Annotated in this window: 20 protein-coding genes and 2 pseudogenes; 4 read left to right on the top strand and 18 right to left on the bottom strand. The window is 30.1% G+C overall.

All coding sequences use genetic code 11. The features are described from left to right. Positions 1–144: 144 nt before the first annotated feature. From BQ7358_RS02215 to BQ7358_RS02190, 6 genes are all read right to left on the bottom strand, one after another. Positions 145–1,185, bottom strand: coding sequence for an LLM class flavin-dependent oxidoreductase (locus BQ7358_RS02215; protein ID WP_062173059.1), 1,041 nt, complete (start codon positions 1,183–1,185; stop codon positions 145–147). Between the two features lie 1,326 nt (positions 1,186–2,511). Next, positions 2,512–4,005, bottom strand: a complete 1,494-nt coding sequence (locus BQ7358_RS02210; RefSeq protein ID WP_072520169.1) for a carboxylesterase family protein — start codon at positions 4,003–4,005, stop codon at positions 2,512–2,514. 11 nt (positions 4,006–4,016) lie between these two features. Continuing rightward, entirely contained in the window at positions 4,017–5,483 is a 1,467-nt protein-coding gene (locus BQ7358_RS02205) for an ABC transporter ATP-binding protein (protein WP_072520168.1), read from the bottom strand. Between the two features lie 10 nt (positions 5,484–5,493). Then, positions 5,494–6,189 carry an energy-coupling factor transporter transmembrane component T gene (locus BQ7358_RS02200; RefSeq protein WP_106388765.1) on the bottom strand — a complete coding sequence of 232 codons (696 nt, stop codon included), beginning with the start codon at positions 6,187–6,189 and terminating at the stop codon, positions 5,494–5,496. Beyond that, positions 6,190–6,780 (bottom strand): MptD family putative ECF transporter S component, encoded by a 591-nt coding sequence (locus BQ7358_RS02195; RefSeq protein WP_062173056.1) that lies wholly within the window; start codon positions 6,778–6,780, stop codon positions 6,190–6,192. A gap of 641 nt (positions 6,781–7,421) precedes the next feature. After that, on the bottom strand, positions 7,422–7,712 hold the full coding sequence (locus tag BQ7358_RS02190) for a hypothetical protein (RefSeq protein WP_062173055.1): 291 nt from the start codon (positions 7,710–7,712) through the stop codon (positions 7,422–7,424). Positions 7,713–7,896: 184 nt separating this feature from the next. Between BQ7358_RS02190 and BQ7358_RS02185 the strand changes: the two genes are divergently transcribed. Further along, positions 7,897–8,274 carry a winged helix-turn-helix transcriptional regulator gene (locus tag BQ7358_RS02185; protein ID WP_062173054.1) on the top strand — a complete coding sequence of 126 codons (378 nt, stop codon included), beginning with the start codon at positions 7,897–7,899 and terminating at the stop codon, positions 8,272–8,274. A 530-nt stretch (positions 8,275–8,804) separates the two neighbouring features. Here BQ7358_RS02185 and BQ7358_RS09265 read toward each other — a convergent pair. The 7 genes and pseudogenes from BQ7358_RS09265 to BQ7358_RS09330 all read right to left on the bottom strand — a co-directional run. Next, a pseudogene (locus BQ7358_RS09265) lies at positions 8,805–8,939 on the bottom strand (hypothetical protein); the annotation flags it as partial. A 91-nt stretch (positions 8,940–9,030) separates the two neighbouring features. Continuing rightward, positions 9,031–9,543 carry a transposase gene (locus tag BQ7358_RS08670; protein ID WP_062173053.1) on the bottom strand — a complete coding sequence of 171 codons (513 nt, stop codon included), beginning with the start codon at positions 9,541–9,543 and terminating at the stop codon, positions 9,031–9,033. Further along, positions 9,467–9,811: pseudogene (locus BQ7358_RS08905) on the bottom strand (IS481 family transposase); the annotation flags it as partial. The gene BQ7358_RS08670 and the pseudogene BQ7358_RS08905, both read right to left, overlap by 77 nt. A gap of 93 nt (positions 9,812–9,904) precedes the next feature. Beyond that, on the bottom strand, positions 9,905–10,960 hold the full coding sequence (locus tag BQ7358_RS02170) for an acyltransferase family protein (protein WP_062173052.1): 1,056 nt from the start codon (positions 10,958–10,960) through the stop codon (positions 9,905–9,907). 322 nt (positions 10,961–11,282) lie between these two features. Beyond that, positions 11,283–12,188, bottom strand: coding sequence for an alpha/beta hydrolase fold domain-containing protein (locus BQ7358_RS02165; protein WP_072520167.1), 906 nt, complete (start codon positions 12,186–12,188; stop codon positions 11,283–11,285). A gap of 189 nt (positions 12,189–12,377) precedes the next feature. Continuing rightward, positions 12,378–12,524 carry a Maff2 family mobile element protein gene (locus BQ7358_RS02160; protein WP_072520166.1) on the bottom strand — a complete coding sequence of 49 codons (147 nt, stop codon included), beginning with the start codon at positions 12,522–12,524 and terminating at the stop codon, positions 12,378–12,380. 193 nt (positions 12,525–12,717) lie between these two features. Continuing rightward, complete coding sequence (locus tag BQ7358_RS09330) at positions 12,718–12,840, bottom strand: hypothetical protein (protein WP_442899684.1); 123 nt, start codon at positions 12,838–12,840, stop codon at positions 12,718–12,720. A gap of 379 nt (positions 12,841–13,219) precedes the next feature. Here BQ7358_RS09330 and BQ7358_RS08900 point away from each other — a divergent pair, with 379 nt between their 5' ends. Both BQ7358_RS08900 and BQ7358_RS08895 read left to right on the top strand, forming a co-directional pair. Next, the gene (locus BQ7358_RS08900) at positions 13,220–14,044 is read left to right on the top strand and encodes an ISL3 family transposase (protein ID WP_234971555.1); all 825 of its coding nucleotides are present in this window, start codon (positions 13,220–13,222) and stop codon (positions 14,042–14,044) included. After that, positions 14,013–14,621, top strand: coding sequence for a transposase (locus BQ7358_RS08895; RefSeq protein WP_234971554.1), 609 nt, complete (start codon positions 14,013–14,015; stop codon positions 14,619–14,621). Before BQ7358_RS08900 ends, BQ7358_RS08895 begins: the two co-directional genes overlap by 32 nt. Before the next feature lie 202 nt (positions 14,622–14,823). Here BQ7358_RS08895 and BQ7358_RS08665 read toward each other — a convergent pair whose 3' ends face one another. The 5 genes from BQ7358_RS08665 to BQ7358_RS09315 all read right to left on the bottom strand — a co-directional run bounded on the left by BQ7358_RS08665 (position 14,824) and on the right by BQ7358_RS09315 (position 18,045). Beyond that, positions 14,824–14,967, bottom strand: a complete 144-nt coding sequence (locus BQ7358_RS08665) for a hypothetical protein (RefSeq protein ID WP_156439982.1) — start codon at positions 14,965–14,967, stop codon at positions 14,824–14,826. A 125-nt stretch (positions 14,968–15,092) separates the two neighbouring features. After that, on the bottom strand, positions 15,093–16,571 hold the full coding sequence (locus BQ7358_RS02150) for an Lsa family ABC-F type ribosomal protection protein (protein ID WP_072520165.1): 1,479 nt from the start codon (positions 16,569–16,571) through the stop codon (positions 15,093–15,095). Between the two features lie 118 nt (positions 16,572–16,689). Continuing rightward, positions 16,690–16,857, bottom strand: coding sequence for a DUF4368 domain-containing protein (locus BQ7358_RS09325; RefSeq protein WP_456071310.1), 168 nt, complete (start codon positions 16,855–16,857; stop codon positions 16,690–16,692). 7 nt (positions 16,858–16,864) lie between these two features. Further along, entirely contained in the window at positions 16,865–17,158 is a 294-nt protein-coding gene (locus tag BQ7358_RS09320) for a hypothetical protein (protein WP_062173047.1), read from the bottom strand. Positions 17,159–17,754: 596 nt separating this feature from the next. After that, a complete protein-coding gene (locus BQ7358_RS09315; protein ID WP_456071309.1) occupies positions 17,755–18,045 on the bottom strand; it encodes a MobA/MobL family protein in 291 nt (96 codons plus the stop codon). Between the two features lie 358 nt (positions 18,046–18,403). Here BQ7358_RS09315 and BQ7358_RS02130 point away from each other — a divergent pair, with 358 nt between their 5' ends. After that, complete coding sequence (locus BQ7358_RS02130) at positions 18,404–19,426, top strand: hypothetical protein (protein WP_072520164.1); 1,023 nt, start codon at positions 18,404–18,406, stop codon at positions 19,424–19,426. Positions 19,427–19,866 lie beyond the last annotated feature (440 nt).

The following is a 19,866-nucleotide window of genomic DNA, read 5'->3' as shown; positions in this document are numbered from 1 at the left end:
CACTAACTTAAAACTATTAAATACCCACAGTATAAAGTTATCCTATCTATCAAACAACATCACTATTCTTATAAATATACTCTTATTTTAACATACCAAACTTTACTAATCTCTCAAAATTAGAATTATACTAACCAACCTATATTACATCTCTTTTACAACTTCCGCTAACAGCTGATATGAATAATGTTGTGCCTGTTCATCGTAAATATACGAGTTAATCAACAATTCATCAAAGTTTACTCTTCGTTTCAAATTTTCTATTTGTTTTCTTACGGTTTCTTTACTGCCGATAAAAGAAACTTTCGTCATATGTTCAACAATGCTCTTTTCATGATCTACAATCTCATTATAATCAAATGCTATCGGGCCGAAATGCGGTACCTTTGTTGCAATTGCATAGTTTTTCCATACGGATTCTTCTGAATTTAAAGGAGGTTGTAATCCTTGAGGATTATTAGTTACTATATTAAGAAACGCTTGTAATTGAGTTGTTGATAATTTCTTGGCTTCTTCATCAGTATCAGCTACAACTGCATTAGCGCCGAGAATTACATATGGTTGCTTCAAACTACTTGACGGCTTAAAATAATGACGATATATAGCTATCGCATTTTCCATCATACTAGGTGCAAAATGTGCTGCAAATGAATATGGTAAACCTAACTCTGCTGCTAAATAAGCACTATCCGTACTTGACCCTAATATATAAAGCGGTACATTACGCCCAGCCGCCGGATAAGCATGAACAGGTCGTTCATCTTTAAAATATTCCGCCAATTCGTTTACTTCTTTTTTGAAATCTAATTCTTCACTTTTTACCCTTCGGATAGCACGTGATGTATTGTAATCCGTTCCCGGAGCTCTACCTAACCCTAAATCCACCCGTTTAGGATATAAAGTATCAATAGTTCCATACTGTTCAGCAACAATATACGGGCTATGGTTCGGTAACATAACACCACCGGATCCAACACGAATTTTATCAGTATTAGCTAATGTATGTTGAATTAAAAGTTGTGTTGCACTGCTTGCAACATTTTTCATATTATGATGTTCAGCTATCCAATAACGCGTATATCCTAATTTTTCTACTTTTTTTGCCAACCTAACCATTGCATCTATAGCATCTTTAAAACTCTCATCTTGACGTAATGGTACCAAATTTAATACCGATAATCTCATATACAACCTCCTTTTATATTTTACCTACTGTTACTATTTTCATACTGATAATGCTTTGCACATTATTTTTAAATAACTCTATAAGAATACCTATATTTTCACATATATAAATTTACTTTTATATCGCAGAATAATAATACCTTTCTTAATTATAATTTAGTAATTAATTTTTTCGATTATAAAAATATTAAATAAATTGTACTTAACATCATTTTTTATTTACATAAACACTTATAATCTCATATAATAAATTCCGCTAAATTTTATCAACTATAATATTATCATAATTCATTATACTCCTTGAAGTTAACTTTAAGTTAAATTATTTTACAATATACTGATTAAAATAAAAACTAGAATAACATAATTTTATGAAGATTATATTATACCAGCAATTTATCTATATATTTATATACAAAATATTATTTGTTGCTAATTCTATAGTGGTGTGGCAAACTTAAGAACTCTCTTTAATTCTTAGGTTTATGAGCGCCTTTAGCACGAATAAATCTTAGAAGTAAAGTATGCAACAGGAACTTGAATTTCAAGGAATGTAGTGACGAGGAAATTCTTAGTTCCCACTGCTAACGTACGCAATGGATTTCTTAAGGTTCACCTGAGCTTATAATCTCAGGTGAAGCCAGTATTCCACCACTAAGAATAGCAACGAACCTAATAGCAATGTTTGTAGTGGTAATAGTAAAATGCTAAAAGCATTTTACTTGGAGAATTTTATGCGTCACTTCTAATATTTATGAGTGCTATCTGCACATCATAAATATTAGAAGTGACGTATGCAAAGACACTAGTATCATCAAAGCCATAAACCATAGGTTGCAGATGATACGTTAGTGTCAACTGCTGACCCGTGGCAGTAGCTACTAGCTAATCTTTTACTCACTTTGTTCGTAAAGATTAAAGTAGCCTTGCATACCTTACTTCTACGAATTTTTACGCATCATAGATGCTAAAAATTCTAGAATTAACCTAGGTTAGTTGTAGGCGTCCATACCGCTACTAACCATTGTTAGAATATTTGTAAAATAATATATAAAAAAATTGTACTATAGGTGTTTTAAAACTCTTCGCTAAAAATCAGTATGAGAAAATTATGAAAAAATTTGCTGACTACATAAATTCATAAACGTAGTCAGCTCTTATACAATTTATCACATCAATAAATTTTAAAATTAATAAACTGTACAAGAAAGATTTGATAAAATCGCGTTCTTACGAAGTCATAATTTTTAAGCCTCTCTCATTGCCCATTGAAATTACACTTTTAAATTTTTATTCGGTTATTTACTTATTTATAACCATCTTTTATTATCTGCGATTACTTATATATTCTTTTCTCAGTTTATCAGCAATACCGCTATTTTGGGTACGATGAATAAGATCTACATGTGGAAATGGTACAGCTTTAATATCTTTATCATACTGTATAATTTTATCCGTTTCATTAAAAAGCGGGCGGTCTGCTATTTTCCCTGATTTTATAAATTCTGTCCAATCCTTTTGAATTGACATAACTGCTCTTCTATTCTCATCGGTAATTTGTATATTCATCTTGTCTATAGTCCCAAAGAAAAATGCAAGTTCTGCTCCATGGTAGGAACCACAAAGCCCATTATACAAGTTAGGAACATAATTCATTCTATATCCGTATATAGGGCATTTTTTCTCCAACGTTTCCATAAGAAATAATGTACTTGAATGAAATACAAAGAGCTCCATAATCAGAACTTGTAAATCAACAACTCCAGTTGCTTCCGTTTTAAATTCATTTTTAAGTATTTCTGCAAATTCCCCATATTTTTTTAAAAGAATTTCTTTCAGTTGTTCTTTTTTCTTTGTAATCCCAAGAGTTTTATAATACATTGGTAATTCAATCATAGAAAATTCATCCTTATTTGCTCCTATTAACACAGGCATAGAAGGAAATTCTCCTCGTTTTAATAAATTCATAGGATGTTCTGTGAAAAACTTACCATCGATAATATCATTTTGTCCCCCTTTTATTTTTAACAAATCCTTAACGGATAGTTTTTTTAATTCCTTAAGTCCGGTTAAATGATTTTTTGCTAATAGTTTCTTATATTGATTTTTAGCAAAATCAATTTTTGATAATATCGGAATGTTTCCCGCACACAATATCAATTTATGAAATAATTTGTTACTTGTAGAATTTAAATAATGATAAAGAGCTGCAACCGCACCACCACAATGCCCCATAAGTGTAATATTAGTATTATCTCCACCAAATGAGCTTATATTATTTTGAATCCAGGTTAATGCTGTTTGCTGATCAAGATAAGCAAGAGAACCTCTTATTTCTCCATTATCAAAAATAGGCATATAACCGAAATTCCCTATTCGATAAGTAATTGTAACTGCTACAACTCCCTGTTCAGCAATATGATTCATCATATATATCGGAACTGTCCCTGATCCTTCGCCCCCACCATGTAAAAATACAACAACCGGTTTTTTTTCTGTAAATTTATCAGAGGCCCATATATTTACTACAAACGCATTTTCTGTCTGAACATCTTTTAGTGGTTGAAATTCCGGGCGCAACATATGATGTTTCATAAAAATATTAAGTTTTAATGGATATTTTTTCTGTGGAAAGCAAAAACTTCCTTCTCTATTCAAAAAACTATCTTCAGAATACTCTTCCCTAGATATAAGTTCAGGATATTCAAATCTTTCAGCCCTTGCGTAAGGCACACTTAAAATAGAATGCACATCATTCCCTTGAAAATCTTTACCTACTATATCAGTATAAACTTTTCCAATTTTAGTTTGTAAAATCATTTATTCTCCTTTTATACTTCAAAATACTTTACTATCTTTCCGTCTTCAATCTGCAAAACAAAATCACAACAAAGTTTTATAAGTTCCGGATCATGTGTAGACACAAATAATGTTTTCCCTTGATTAACCAGACTCTGTAGCAACTCAGAAACAGCGCACATATGAAGATAATCTAAACCTGATGTAGGTTCGTCAAATAACAAAATCTCCGCTTTTGCTGCCATAGCCGAAGCTATAGCTACTCTCTGCTTCTGACCGCCTGAAAGTGCCATTGGGTGCTTATCCTTAAATTCAAGAAGTCCTAGATTATCTAAGATCTTATTACAAACCGAAATATCTTCTTTCTCCATGGATAATAGGACTTCTCCAACTACACTATCTGTAAAAAGCTGATGATTTACATCTTGCATCACCATATAGGACTTTCTTATTAATTCTTTTCCCCTATATATATTTTCCCCTATCTTTAATTCTCCTTTACAGCTCTTTTCCAATCCGCAAAGGCATCTTAAAAAAGTTGACTTCCCAGCTCCATTCTTTCCCGTAACACCTATTATGCTTCCCTTTTTTACAATTAGATTAGGTATTTCCAAATCCAATTTAGACTTATCTACTTTCTTTTCCCTTCTTCTTTTATATCTGAAAGTAAAATTTTTTAATTGAATTTTATCTTCATTGGTTAAAATTACCGGTTTATCAATATTATTCAATTCATCTGTAAATTGGCTGATATATTTAGATTCTAAATTTACAGGTCGTAACTTCATGTTGCGTAACTCATCTTCGTTTAGCTTACTAAACTCTTTCTGCCACTCCTTTTTAATCTCTCCATCTTCCATATATATTACTCTATCAATTAAATCTTTAAGATACCAAAGTCTATGTTCAGAAATAACTATAGTTTTACCTTGTTTTTTCCATTGCAATATTATTTCTCTTAAATCTTCTATTGCTTTCCAATCCAAATTAGATGATGGTTCATCTAACAACATTATCTTTGGCTTTAAGGCTGCAACCGAAGCACACGCAATTTTCTGCTTTTCTCCCCCGGAAAGTTCAAACAAACTTCTTCCTTTCAAATTATCTAAATGCATTTCCTGCATGATTTCATTTTTTCGTTTTACTATTTCCTCCACAGATAAGCCTAAATTTTCAGCCCCAAAAGCAATTTCCCCTTCAGTGTCTAAAGAAAAAAACTGACTTCGTGGATTTTGGAATACAGAACCGACAGTCCCGGCTAATTCATATAACTCGGTATTTACTACATCAAAGTTCGCTACCCTTAAATTCCCATCTAATTCCCCTTTGTAATAATGAGGAATTAATCCATTAATAAGTCTAGTTACAGTAGTCTTTCCACAACCCGATGCCCCAGAAAGTAGAATAGTTTCTCCTTCTTTAATTTCCAATGATATATTTTTTAAATCCTGTTTTTCAGATCCTTTATATCTAAAGTTAATATTTTCTATCTTAATCATAAAATCTCCTCTACAGCCCCCAAATATAACCTATGGTTAGGGTAGTAAAAACAACAAATGCTACATAATCAAATTTTTTAAAACCTATTTCACAAATATTGCTTCTTGTAACAGGTGCTCCTAATCCTCTGGTAATAGCTGCTGCCGAAAGTTCATCTCCAATAGAAACACATGAAAATAAGAGTGGTATAATTCTGTACTCAATCATCTTTATCAAATTTCCTCCTGCAAGACTAATACCTCTCATCTTCATAGCATCTCTTATATGCCCATATTCCTCTTTTATAGTGGGGAAAAATCTCAAAACTACGGCCAAGGAAATAGCTAATCCCTTAGGGCAATGCAACTTATTTAAAGCCACCATAAATTCGTTAACTTTAGTGGTTCTTACCGTATACCATGCCATAATAGCAGAAGGGAAAAATTGTAACATAACACTGCAGTACCCTAATGCTAAAGCACTAATGAAACCGCCTCCATTGTTAATAAAAAAATGCATAGCTAAAATTCCAAGTATATAAAATATAGTGAATCTAATAGCCGTTTTGACCTTTCCCTCAACTATTAATAGTAAAATCGGAACTATGGTAATAACCACCCTAAGTGTTAGACTAAGAGTGGTAGTTGCTGTTGACATCGTTAAAAACGATATTAAAAACATCATATACATTTTTGTTCTGGGATCTAGTGAAAATTCATTTCGCACTTATGCAATACCTGCTTTCTCAAAATGTTTTTTAACAACTTTCTTCCCTATAATCGCACCTATTACTCCAAAAATAAAACTTAAAACAATAAGTGGAATTAAAGTTGTGGTATTGATATATGTAAATAAACCATCCACATATTCACTTGAGAAATTTCCCGATTGCAAATTCTCACGATAACTATCTGCAGTAAATACAACAGGCAGAAAGTTTGCTGAACACCACATAGAAAATACTCCAAAACTAATTATAGTTTTCTTACTATTCTTATAATTACCGGATTTTGCAATTAAGTCGCTAATAACACCCACAGCTAAAATCATAGGTGCACCCAGCCATCCCATACCGGTAAAATACATAATAATTGCTAATAATGTAGCCATCATGGTTATCATACCGAATTTTTCAACTTTTGTATAAAAAAGCATCATCGGTATAGCACTCAATAATGGAATAATCGCTACATAAGCGGCTACAATGAATGGATGAATAAAACCACTCATACCGGCAGCAAATTCCACTACAAATATCAAAGCAGTAAATATACCTACATTTATAAAATCTTTTACATTTAATTTTTTACTATCCATTTCTAACTCTCCTTTAAGTTAAGCATTTTCATTTACTTCTTTAATTATAATCAACTATCTCTAACTCGTCAATACTATTATAATAAATTACTAATAGATTTGGATTGTCAACACTTTCCTAGACAACATTCATAAAAAGACTGTACTTTTAAGCCATCACCACTAAATTTTTAATTAACAACCAACATCCTTTATCCATTTTTTAATAACTATTTAGAATAGTAAATTTTCAGAGAAAATTAACACTGTTCCCAAAGGTTTAAACACAATATCTCTTGACTAAGTGAAAATTTTTCCTAAAATAACCCTACAACAAATATTTTCGATTTATATTATCTCTATTTCCTTTTGTTTTTATCGCATCTACCACTAATTTATCATCTTTATTCTTCGTTCTTCCTGACTGAATATCCTATAATCTCTCGGTTTATTTTTTTCTGTTTCACTTTCATTTTGTAAAAATTTTTGAGATTTGTGACTTTGTTTTGTATAGATAAAAATAATTCTTTGAAATATTTATTTCTGCATAAAGTTTTTAGCAGAAAACAAAAAAGATGATAGTTTTTTGCCTATCATCTTTGATAATTATTTTTTCTTATACCCAGTATTTAATACAGAGTCAGCTTTTAATATGTTACAGTTTAAGCTACTTCATAGAAGCGCACATCTGGATCGGTAGACCAAGTCGGCTTAAGTCCGACAAAAACATCGTTTTTAAACATGTCTGTTTCAAGATATGCCTTTGCATGCTCCATGCTATCGAAACCATGAATAACCTGAACATCCTCATCACGGATGAGCAGTTCTTTCGTCATTGCGCCTTCGATATTGTCAAGGAACGGCTGGCGGTAGTCGGTGTAGACCTTCGCTGCAGCAGGACGGTTTTCTGGGCTGATGACCATTGTGATCTCAAGATACGCTTTTACTTTCATCGTGAATACCTCCGAATATTTTATATTTGAATTTGCATTTCCTGAATGCAATTACAGTGTACCATAGATGCTAAATAAATAAAAGATATAAAGAATTTTATTTGTTACTTATAAATTTAATAGTGATTATATTTTTAAAAGTACTAATGCTATAATAAAAGTAGAAAGTTTGGAGGTGCTTAATATGTATCAAAAGAAAATGCAGCCGGACATCAGGTGTCCGTTAGAATATGGACTTAAATTGTTCGGAGGAAAATGGAAATCCCGCATAATCTGTATTCTGAATGAAAAAGGTACTTTACGGTATAGTAGTATTCGTAAGGAAATGTTGAATATCACGGATGCCGTGCTTGCCGCTACATTGAAGGAACTTATCAATGACGAGCTTGTCACCCGTAAGCAGTACGATGAAATACCTCCGAGAGTGGAGTATTCTTTGACAGATAAAGGTAAATCAGTTGTGCCAATTCTCCAAAACATTTGTAAATGGGCGGGCCTTTTCCAGAGAGAAAGTAGCGACAACATTATGACACAATGTCAAAAATGTGATTACAATAGATAACTGAATTTTATATATTACTTCAAGAAAACAAAAAATATGTCCATATTCATAAAAACTTATTAACAAACATATATTCTACGCAGTATAATACATCCTGTAAATTTACAACTAGGATGTACAGTAAATAGAGATGAGAAAAAACCACTACTTCTATTTATTATACAACCTGAATATTAGGACGAATAAGAAGAAAGCTAAACAACCATATGCTGCTTAGCTTTTCTCTGTCCCCTTGTACATTTGTAAATGATGTGAAACAAAAAAAGTTAAAAATAAATCACGGATATGATGGGGCTGACCCCAAAAGTGAAAAGAAAACCCAAGAAAAGATTGTGAAAAACTTATTTTTTGGTTTTTTCCATGATTTTTAACTGAAAATATAAAAAATATTTCCCAATAAAATCAATTGATTTCCCTTTGTTTATTAGTTATTTTTCTAGTTTTATTAGATTGTGGGAAATAGCATGTAGGGTAAATTCGACTCTCACATTTTCAATTCTGCAAAGGGGAAATCTTGTGAACGCTAGATTTTATCTTAAGTTACCAAAGAACCTCTCAATTTCTATTTTTCTTTTCGAATATATTTTCTTAGTTTCTTCATTTTTTAAAAGTCTTGCCTTTAACTCTTCATACGTTAGATTGTATAAAATAATCCTATTCTCTTTTGCTTTCGTACAGAGTTATTTTAACGAATAATCACCACAGTCTTCACATTTATATTGTTTTAAGTCTCTTTTATATTCATATTTATTTGTTCTACTTACAATTTTCAAAGTATATATATCTGTTATTTGGGCATAAAAAACTATCATTAAGTACGTTATATCCCCAGTTTGATGAATTTTTTATATTTTCTTCACAGTAGACACAGTTTTCTTTGCTTTCGTATCCTGCATCAGCTACTATTATTTTTGGATTTATTACCCCTTGCGATTTTATATATTCCATATGTGGTTGGAATATTCTTACATCTGTTGGATTTTGATGTATTGTAAATTCTAATACATATTTATTGTGTACTCCTACTTGTATATTGTATTCTGCTTTTAATTGTCTATTTTTCATATGATCATCTTTCATTCTCATGAATGTTGCATCTGTATCAGTTTTAGAGTAACTGTTTCTTTCTTGATGTATTTCTAATTGTTCTTCATATTTTTTAGTCTTGGTAGGTAACTGTACCGATCTCCTAAAAGTTAGATTTTTTGGGGTCGGTACAAAGAGAGCAAGGATGTTTTTTATAACCTTTATTAAATTTAAGTTTAGCATATAATTCAATCATAGAAATATTTGGATTACGTTTAATATAGTTTTTAATCCATGTTATTTCTTCTTGTGAGTGTGGTTTATGTGATTTATCCATAAGGGAGAGTGTTTTGTTCCGTCATATCTTTTATTCCAACGCATAAGTGATGCTTTAGATTATTTTGTATCGTCTACAAATAAACTCTATAGCATTGTTATTTCTATATGTTTTTACTGCTGCAAGTCTTATTTGTAGTGTATGGGGTATATATCGTTGTGTTTTTTCTGTTATAATAATTTTCATGATTTTTTGGTTTATACTATTATTATATCATGGAGATGATTTTTTGTTTATTAATTTTAAAAAGAAGTAACGATTTTTTCGCTACTTCTTTTTTCTACTGTCCTTTTGGATCAGCCACCTCTTTTGAATATTAATAATTATCAAATGGATAGCCTTTGCAGAAATTATACTAACTAAGAAAACGACTATTGTGAAGAGAATGTCATTTAAATTTGAAGAAGTAAAATATTTACCGAAAAATGTAATAGCAAGACCGTGAATCATATATAATTCAAAGGATATTGTACCTAACTTTAGTAAATAATTATTACTGAAGTCAATATTTTTTATAATTAGCATAAAATATATCGTGAAAATAATATTGTCTAGATTCGCTGAAATTGCATAACTATAGGCATCTACTAATCCTACTTTGGTAAGAACAATATTATATTTATGAGATATAAATATTAAAATAGTAAAAAGCATTAGACTTAAAATATAATATTTTCCAAAGAAATAATCTATTACTTTTTTGTTTTTTGCCCAAACTAATCCTATAATAAATGTAAGAATACTATTATACCACCAAAATCCATAATTCAATTTTATAGCTACAACAATATATAATACAATAAAGATAAAATTAACCGTAATACTCATGGTAGTATTCTTTATAAATTTAAATGAGATATAGAAAAATATATAAGTAAAAATTATAATATCAACAAACCAACCATTATATATTATAGTTGTATGTTTTAAAAATAAATTATAAAAGAAATTCAAATTTATTATTTCTTTTAGATATACCACTCTATAAACTAAGTATATTCCAGAGATAAATACAAATGGAATAAGTATTTTCAACAGTCTTTTTCTAAAAAAACTAGTTAAATAATCAGATTTTACTTGGGTTTGAATATATAATCCATAGCCAGATAAAAAGAAGAAAATAGAAACAATATAAGTACCCATATATTGAAAATTAGAAAAAGTCTCCCCAGAAGATATCCACTGAGATAGGTGATGTAATATTATGCCAATAGCTAATAATCCTTTTAATCCGTTTGTTGAGTTCTTGTCTAAATAATCTTTATTACCCTTTGGGAGCAAAAATATTAAACCTGAAAATAATAATAGTATTATTATATCCATAGCATCCTCCTTAATTTTATATAGAAATTGTATCGCATATCTTTTTAATATGCAATACAAATTTAACTATTTTATATCAGGCAGTAAATTTCATTATATACATTTGTAAATGATGTGAAACAAAAAAGTTAAAATAAATCACGGATATGATGGGGCTGACCCAAAAGGGCAGTAGAAAAAGGAAAAATATACCTTATATTTTCTTGTAAAATTAGTTTTAGATATAGTAAAAATCTCCTTAGTATTTTGTGGTAAATTTATTATATCAGATTTTTACTATGTTTTTTTTTCTAATTTGATTTTTCAATTTCCCATAGATAAATCATTTGTGATATTCAATCATATTTCTCCAACCTGATTTCGCTTCTTTTACAACAGGAAAAAATGGATAACAGTGATACAAATTTCCCCCTATTTCCGAAATAACCCTTACCCCACATTCTTTTAATTTAGTTTTGATGGGTTCATATGCGGCATATAATACTTCATCACTTCCATAGGAAAGATAAACCTCTCCTACCCCGTGATAATCTCCCTTTTCAAGATATAACATATATTCCGGAACATTTTTACCATGAGTCAAAATTTTATCCATTTTTTCCATATAAGACAGACTCAATAAAACATCTTTTTTATCAAGTTCCTGCCCTTTTCTTATCAACTCTTCATCTGTAAAGCATTGTCCGGGTGATGACGCATATATTTTCTTGGGAACTTCAACTTCTTTATGCATTGCATTGATATGAGATACAAGTCCTAATGCAAGTGTCGCACCGGAAGAACTTCCCGTAACAAGAATGTTCGAAGCGCTATAAGTATTGAGCATTGACTTATACAAAGCATAAATCCAATCAAATACTTCATCAATTGTATGATCTATGCAAAGCGGATAATATGGAATAACCATATTTCGTCCACTTTCAAGAGCTATTTTCAAAGCCTTTTTAATAGAAGCCGGACGAGGATGCACAAGCATACCACCCCCAATTAAAAATAGGCACACTTTCTTTGTCGGTTTCTTATGAGTTATATATACAACCTTTTCCCCATTAAACTCTTTAATTTCATAGTCTATTTCATTATGAGAAAGCATAGGAATCTTTGTTTTATCCATATCCTTTCGAGCTTTTGCAATCAACTCAGCTTCACCTGAATTAAAATATTTTTTAAATCCTATGAACTTAATAAATGCTTTTAAAAAACGATATTTCAACGATAAATTAGACATTTTTCTACCTCCTTATCTTCTATATTAACCATAATACATTATTTTTTTGTAGTTCAATGCAATACTAATCCTCTTTTTTCACTACTATACTTACAAGGATTATACCATAAATATTAATTATATCCAATATTTGCTTGCCTTTATGTTTTTATTTTAGAGATTTGGTTGTGTCGTTCAGTCTTTATTTTATCAATTGCTTGGAGCCTGTGATTTAGCTACAAGATTGTCATTCCCATATCTTTCCACGAGGTTGATAATTCCCCATGTTTCAAGCTCTGCGCCTACTGCCATAACTAAAATTTTTAATATACTAACAGCTTGTGTAAAAAATTCCATAATTTATTCCTGCTCATTTTCTTCTTTATTTTCAATTTTGTTATATGACTTCACTACAAAGTTTTTGTAAGTCTTTCACCCTTTTTCACACTTCTTAAAGTAGCCGAAGATGCAAATTAAATCACCTTTTGAAAACTCCTTAGCCACTTCAGATTTATTGTTATAGGCTGTACAGTTGGTATACTCTCTATATTTATTCGTAACTTTTTAAAAGAACAAAATTTACAACTTGAACCTCTTCATCGCCTTTATTAAAAGTCCCAAAAGTAGGTTTTTTTAACAAGTTGGCATTGATGTTAATCATCTCTTTATTCATTTATTTCCCTCCGATTAAAAAAGCGACTGAAAAGTTAATTCCAATCGCTAAGCGTTTGCATATTCAGTTGTCTTTTAAGTAGGGCTTCTTATCCTTATCATCGTATCTCCTTTACTTTCTGTAACATATTTAAGGAATTAGTATTTCAACGTATATATATATATTAGTGAAAGGCATTTGAAATACTAGTTAGCTTCTCTACGAGTTTTCCCTATTTATTGATCGCAATATAAATTGAAAATAGGCATGAAAAAAGAGGTTGTATAATAAATACGGGGCATGGGAAAAATCCATACCTCGTATTGTTCTTTAATATACAAAAAGACAAATATCCAATATAATTAAAGTGCAAAAAATAAACTATGAAAGGATATCTGTCATGAATAATTTTAACACAAAAACAAAAGAAATAAAAGAGGGAGAATTCATTAAAAACCTACTACAAATAAAAGATAAAAACATTACTATAGAGGAAACACATAGAGAAATCATTAAAAACAATCAAAAGTACTTTGTATTCAAAGGTACCTTAACATATAAACCCAAGAAGTGTAAATGCTGTGGTTGTCTTAATAAAGGTTATACTGTAGTTAAAAACGGCTTTAATGAACTTACTAGAATTAATCTATTAAAAATATCAGGTATCCCTGCTTATTTGGAACTAAGAAAGCAACGTTTCAAGTGTAAAACTTGTAATAAAAAATTTGTAGCTACTACTTCTTTTGTAGATAAATACTGTAGTATTTCTAAAAATGTTAAGTTTTCTATAATGAGTGATTTAGCTGATACTTTATCTTTTAAACAAATAGCCAAAATGAATAATGTATCGGTTAATACTGTTATAAGAACTCTTTATAAATGTAAATCCCATGTAGACATTCTTAACTATAATACCTTACCTGAGTATTTATGCTTTGATGAGTTAAAGTTTACTAAAGATAGTAAAAATGGTATGAGTTTTATTTTTTTAGATGCTTTAACTCATGAGATTATTGATATAGTTGATGGTAGAACTGAGTATATTTTAAATAATTATTTTTCCAGATTTTCTAAAGAGGCTAGAAGTAATGTTAAGGCTATTTGTATTGATATTTATACTCCTTATATGAAGTTGATTAGAAATAAGTTTCCTAATGCTGAAATTGTTATAGATAGGTTTCATATTATTCAAAATGTTAATAGAGAACTTTATTCAAAATGTTAATAGAGAACTTAATAGAACTAGAGTTAAGCTAATGAATATTTACAAAAAACAAAAAGGTATTAATTATACTCTTTTAAAAAATAATTGGAAGTTAATATTAGAAGATGAAAGTAATGTTACTCATGGTAGGTTTTTCTTTAATAGGAGTTTTAGGAGTTTAGTTACTAGACGTGATATTTTAGATTATTTATTAGGATTAGATTGTATATTTAAGGCTAGCTATGAGAGAGTTCAGGATATTAGATATGCAATAAGGTATAGAAATGAGTTGGAGTTTAAAGAATTAATTGAAAAATCTACTATCGATTTATCTGATGGTGTTAGTAAGGCTATTAATACTATGAGAAAACATAAAGAGTATATGCTTAATAGTGTTAGGTATTCTATTTCTAATGGTTCTTTGGAGGGTATTAATAATAAGATAAAGGTTTTAAAGAGAGTTTCTTATGGTTATAATAGCTTTTATAACTTTAGATTACGCATTTTAGTTGTTTCTAGGTTATTTGTTTCTGAGTATAAAAATAATATTTCTTTTAAGGGCGTTTTGAAAAATGCCAAGCAACACTGCATTGCTTAGCATTTTATCCTTATTTTTTCTCATGCCCCGTATTTGACACAGAGCCTAAATCCATAGCTATAACGCATAAAAATACCCTCCTTACTGATTGTCCAGTAAAGAGGGTACATATCAAAAGTTGAGGACTGTTTTTTTATTTTATTTCTCTAAACTTAGTTTCTGAACCTTTTTTATGATAATACTTAAATTTGATCCTGTTTCTTTAGCTATTATATAATGAATTAAGTTTGCCGTTTGCCGTTTGCTCCTTTGATAACTCTGTTTCCAAAATAACATTATCAATTTTAATACAAGTATTTACATTTTTCAGTCTTACTTTTTCAATTATTTCTACTAAAAGTGTCATTTTAGGTATTCTATTTTCCCTATCGGTGTTATTCCTCTCAACAATGCAATTATTTCCATAATTCTCAAACTCACAATACTTTATACTTTCATTAGATTCTTCTAAACTTTGATTGTTTATTTCGTTTATAATTGTATTATTTTATTAGCCATATCTTCTAAAAATCGCTTATCGTGTTCCACAAATATAAGTGTAGGCTTTGCTTCTTTTATAATTTCCTCAATCTGTATTCTTGATATTACATCTATATAATTTAATGGTTCGTCCCAAACAAATAAATGAGCTGGCTTTGACAAACTTACGACAATTAAAACTTTCTTTTTTTGTCCATCACTATAATTCTTCATATCCATTTCAAATAATTCTCTTGAAAAATCTAATTTTCTAAGAATTGTTTTACACAATGTTTCATCAACATCTTGCTTATGAATATACTCATTTAGGCTACCTGTTAAATCAGATGTATCTTGAGGTATATACGATATTTTCAAATTACTTACTAATTTTACCTCACCTGTATATTCATGATTTAGACCTAATAAAATTTTAATCAAGGTCGATTTTCCACTTCCATTACTACCACATATAGCTATTATATCGCCTTGTTTTATCTCAAAGCTTAGGTTATTTAATATCTGTTTTTCTCCATAGTGTGATGATAAATCACCAACCGATATTAGAGGATTTTTGTGATGATGTAACGGATGCAGTAATAGACTTTCCTTTGTTTCAATATCTTTTAATAAATTCTGTTTTTCTTCTATTGCCTTATTTTGTCTATTCTCCAAATTCTTAGATTTTTTCATCATCTTGGCTGACTGATGACCTATATGTCCTTTGTCCGGTTTTACACCTGATACTTTCACACCATTTTTAGTGTTTTCAATTTTATCAGACCAAATTTTACTTTGTCTTGCAGCTTCTTTTAATCGTTTAATATCTTTTCTTAATCTCTCATTTTGACTGATTTCAAATTGATCTTTCATCAATTTGTTTTCATACCATGATGTATAATTTCCTGATTGAACATCAATAGAATTCCTGTTAATAGAAATAACATGATTGACACAGCCATCTAAAAAATCTCTATCATGAGATATGAGCAAAAAACCTTTTTTACTTTTCAGATATTCACTTACAATTTTTCTTCCGTCCATATCTAAATGGTTTGTTGGTTCATCAATAAGTAAAAAACCATCTTCTCTTGTAAACAAAATAGCTAAAAGGATTTTTGTTTGTTCTCCTTTAGAAAGCGTTTCAAATCTCCTATAAACAAGCCTTTCATCTACATTTAGCAAATTAAGTTCTCTAAATAATTTCCATTCTTCCTCATCTGATATTAGTTCTTTATATAACTCAATCCCTAATTTTGAAGTATCAATTATATTTGGTGGAAATTTAATAAATTCAACATCCTTGCTTATTTTACCTTGATAAGTTTCTTGATTTAAAAGTAACTTAAATAGAGTTGATTTACCAATTCCATTTCTTCCTATCAATCCTATTTTCCAGTTTGTATCAAAGGAAAACGACACATTTTCAAATATAGGTTTTACATATCCATAATATGAGAAAGTGAGGTTTTCAATTTTAATTGTCGACATAAAAACACCTCCTCACAATCCTATTTCATTTAATATTATACCATTTTTAAGCCATTTTTTCTATATCAGCTTTCTGTGGCACTTGATAGTTGCCTATAAAATTAAAATATACATCAACTTATTGTTTTCTTTCTTTACCTTTTCTTCCTCCTATCGCTTCATGGACTACAACTTTTTCTATATACTCATTTATCATAGGTACGGTCAGTTTTTCAATATTGGTATATTTTTCTATCATTTTTAAGAATTTATCGGTGTCAACTTTTCTCTGATAATATCTTTCTATTTCTTGTTCAAAATACTGTATTTTTTTCTAAGTCTTGTTGCTTTGTATCATAGGTATTAAATAATCTATCAAAGTGTTTTACAGGAATTTTTCCAAGTGCATGGCCTTCATATAGCTTTGTAATGAGAGTTGTTAGTTCTGTATTTCTTGATGATAATTTTTCTAATTTTGTTTTATCCTCTTTATAATTTTCTTCTCTTTTTTCGTCGACTAACTTGTTCATCACTTTTATAAACTCTTGCTTTTCTTCTTTTGCAAAATCTGTGATTTCTTTTATTGATTTTAGGAGAATTTCATTCACCGTTTTTACTTTGATGTAGTGAATACTGCAAGTACCTTTTCTGTGTCTGTAATGTTGGCATACAAAAGAGTAATCACTATCATATTTCTTTTCTTTATGTTCTGCCGGCTCTCAATAGCTTAGCTTTCCTCCACAATCGGAACAGATTAAAAGCCCTATAAATGTTCTTTCAGTTATTTCTTGGCACTTTCAAATAAAATAATCTCTGCGGTATGCTCGTTATAAAAATCTTCTTGCTTGCTTTTCTTTAACTTGGTATAGACTTTATAAGTATCCTTATACTTCAAATACTTCTCTGCTTGGTCGATAAGTTTGGTGTTATCATCTATTCTCTTTTCGGTATCTTTTATAGCTCTTGTGGTCTTGTAGTTCTTATCTCTTAAAGTAACTATACTTTCTTTCAGTTCAGATAGAAAAGTGATGTTTTTCTCTTTTGAGAATTGATGGCTTTCAATATATTTTTCTAAATCTGCATTAGGATTATCTGCATTTTTACGGATAAGCTTTTCAAAAACGGTTGGCAGATTTTCTTTTGGTTAGAGGGAGGATTTGATATTTTCATTTTCTACTTTTTCTTCTTTTCCAATTCCTCTTATCTAATTCATCAAGGATTTTATTTGTCTTGCAATTTCTTTTATTATCTTATTCTGATATTTGACTTCTCTATTGATATTTCCTCTATTAGTAGCTATGCCTTGCTTTTCCATTTGGGTGGCTGATATACTTAAATGAATGGTCGGTATTTGCTCTATACCTTGTCTTTGATAGGAACGATGGTTAACTTTTTTCTGTATGCTGTTTTCTTTCAAATATTTGTTCGTAATATCTTCCCATGCTTTTCGCCACTCTCCCGCTTTTTCTTGCTCATTTAAATCGACTGTTTTTATCTTCTTCAGTCAATGGCCTTTCTTCATAAGTTCTGTTACTAATACGTCTCCTTATTACCTCTTTTACGTTAATTGGTAATCTATTAACTTTCTTAAATTTCATATTTAACACTCCTTTCTTTATCTATGTATAAAACTCTTATATTTTATTATATTACTAAATATATATTCTACTTAACTTTATCAGGGTAAGACTTCCTCTATATTTTATACTTGCATTATAACATGCACTTATGTCTATATGAGTGTATATTTTTTAATATATGTTTCATACCAATTTTTTTACCCCAAGGCTGTCTATATGATATAATTTACTTATACTTGATTGAAGAGATTAACTCAGAAAAGAGGACTGGATATGGGCTTTTTTATAGCAGTTTTAGGTTTTTACCTTATTTTCCTATTGTCATTTTTATTGACTATTTATATCTACCTTAGGCTTGCATTAGCTGTAAGGGCAGGCAAAGATGTTCCTAAATGGATTTATAAGTTTGGTCAGGGTTTTAGACATAGAAATTACCATACTTTTGATGATGTCACGGATCCTATTGCTCTAAGAGAGGCGACTTTCTTTATTTTTCGCCTTGTCATTATCAATATTATCGTATTTATTGTAATATATTACAAAACGTATAATTTCCAAAAAACACTTTATACCTGTTTAAGAACCCAGATGGCTATTGTCCTTGTAACTATGCTCATCCACGGTATTATAAAATTTATTTCGACAATTCGTAACAAGTCAAATAAGCCCATGCATGTGTATTCTTCATCAAATGCAGTGATTGGAGGTCTTTTTTTCACATCATTCCTCCTTACTATGTTTATATCTATATCAGGTTTCCCTGCCGAGCCTATCACAGTGCAAGTAGACAAAACCAACCTAGTTGTAGGTCAGACAAGAGCTTCTGATCTCTTGTCTTCAGGCTTTACCTTTTACAATAAAAGTCCTGATAGTGAGATTGTAAACAAGCGTAATGACCACTTTTATTATGGCGAACTTGTAGAACTGGTGAGAGATGGCAAGCCATATGGCTATGTGTCCCTGACGCCAGAGTGGTCAGATTCGGATAAGGTCAAGAACTGCATTGTAACTTTTTATGAAATAAAGGCAGATAATGAACAATTATCCAAGATTAGATTTAATAATAAGGATTTGTCAAAACTAACCATCAAGGATTTTAAGACTAGGAAATTAACCGATATTTTTTCACTAAATCCTGTCGATTACGAAGAAATAAAGAACGATATATTTTTCTGCCTTAAACTACAGACATCAGGATACGCCTTGTGGAAGACATACCGTATTGAAGCTAATTTTAATTCGGACTATACTCCGGATCGTTATGGTGTTAGAGCCCAACATACAATATGGGAGTAGGCATTGTATACCTACTCCCATATTAACTATATTTCAAATACCCAATTATTCCCAAATGTTCCTTTAATGATTTTCAGTCAATTATGAACCCTCTAAGAGCCATATCTGTTTCACATATCAAAGTATTGGCTTCAATTTATTTATATTATACTGTTTTATCGGAACAATATCAATCATATCGAAATGATATCCTATGTTTTACTGTATAATATAAGACTTAGAATAACACTTTACTTCTGAAATAACACTATCTTAGTTAGTTGTATAAATCAAGACCGGTCGTTCAACTGGCGGTTTGCACAAGGACTATAATCCAAGGGTTACTGACCAGAGCGTCCAAAGGCACCGGCTTTTACTCTCGTTTAAGATCTACCTTTGACTCGTACTTCCTTTAAAGTCAAGTCCAAAATCTTGCGTAAAATTATCCAGCACAATATTTG

Source organism: Gemella massiliensis (genome assembly GCF_900120125.1).
In the GTDB taxonomy this organism is placed as follows: domain Bacteria; phylum Bacillota; class Bacilli; order Staphylococcales; family Gemellaceae; genus Gemella; species Gemella massiliensis.
The sequence above is the reverse complement of the archived record's forward strand: the minus strand, read 5'-3'. Positions and strand labels throughout refer to the sequence as shown.

Coding starts and splice junctions, on each gene's coding strand:
- BQ7358_RS02215 (WP_062173059.1), bottom strand. CDS start 1,185: ATGAGATTATCGGTATTAAATTTGGTACCATTACGTCAAGATGAGAGT.
- BQ7358_RS02210 (WP_072520169.1), bottom strand. CDS start 4,005: ATGATTTTACAAACTAAAATTGGAAAAGTTTATACTGATATAGTAGGT.
- BQ7358_RS02205 (WP_072520168.1), bottom strand. CDS start 5,483: ATGATTAAGATAGAAAATATTAACTTTAGATATAAAGGATCTGAAAAA.
- BQ7358_RS02195 (WP_062173056.1), bottom strand. CDS start 6,780: ATGGATAGTAAAAAATTAAATGTAAAAGATTTTATAAATGTAGGTATA.
- BQ7358_RS02190 (WP_062173055.1), bottom strand. CDS start 7,712: ATGAAAGTAAAAGCGTATCTTGAGATCACAATGGTCATCAGCCCAGAA.
- BQ7358_RS02185 (WP_062173054.1), top strand. CDS start 7,897: ATGTATCAAAAGAAAATGCAGCCGGACATCAGGTGTCCGTTAGAATAT.
- BQ7358_RS08670 (WP_062173053.1), bottom strand. CDS start 9,543: ATGCTAAACTTAAATTTAATAAAGGTTATAAAAAACATCCTTGCTCTC.
- BQ7358_RS02170 (WP_062173052.1), bottom strand. CDS start 10,960: ATGGATATAATAATACTATTATTATTTTCAGGTTTAATATTTTTGCTC.
- BQ7358_RS02165 (WP_072520167.1), bottom strand. CDS start 12,188: ATGTCTAATTTATCGTTGAAATATCGTTTTTTAAAAGCATTTATTAAG.
- BQ7358_RS02160 (WP_072520166.1), bottom strand. CDS start 12,524: ATGGAATTTTTTACACAAGCTGTTAGTATATTAAAAATTTTAGTTATG.
- BQ7358_RS09330 (WP_442899684.1), bottom strand. CDS start 12,840: ATGAATAAAGAGATGATTAACATCAATGCCAACTTGTTAAAAAAACCT.
- BQ7358_RS08900 (WP_234971555.1), top strand. CDS start 13,220: ATGAATAATTTTAACACAAAAACAAAAGAAATAAAAGAGGGAGAATTC.
- BQ7358_RS08895 (WP_234971554.1), top strand. CDS start 14,013: ATGTTAATAGAGAACTTTATTCAAAATGTTAATAGAGAACTTAATAGA.
- BQ7358_RS08665 (WP_156439982.1), bottom strand. CDS start 14,967: ATGACACTTTTAGTAGAAATAATTGAAAAAGTAAGACTGAAAAATGTA.
- BQ7358_RS02150 (WP_072520165.1), bottom strand. CDS start 16,571: ATGTCGACAATTAAAATTGAAAACCTCACTTTCTCATATTATGGATAT.
- BQ7358_RS02130 (WP_072520164.1), top strand. CDS start 18,404: ATGGGCTTTTTTATAGCAGTTTTAGGTTTTTACCTTATTTTCCTATTG.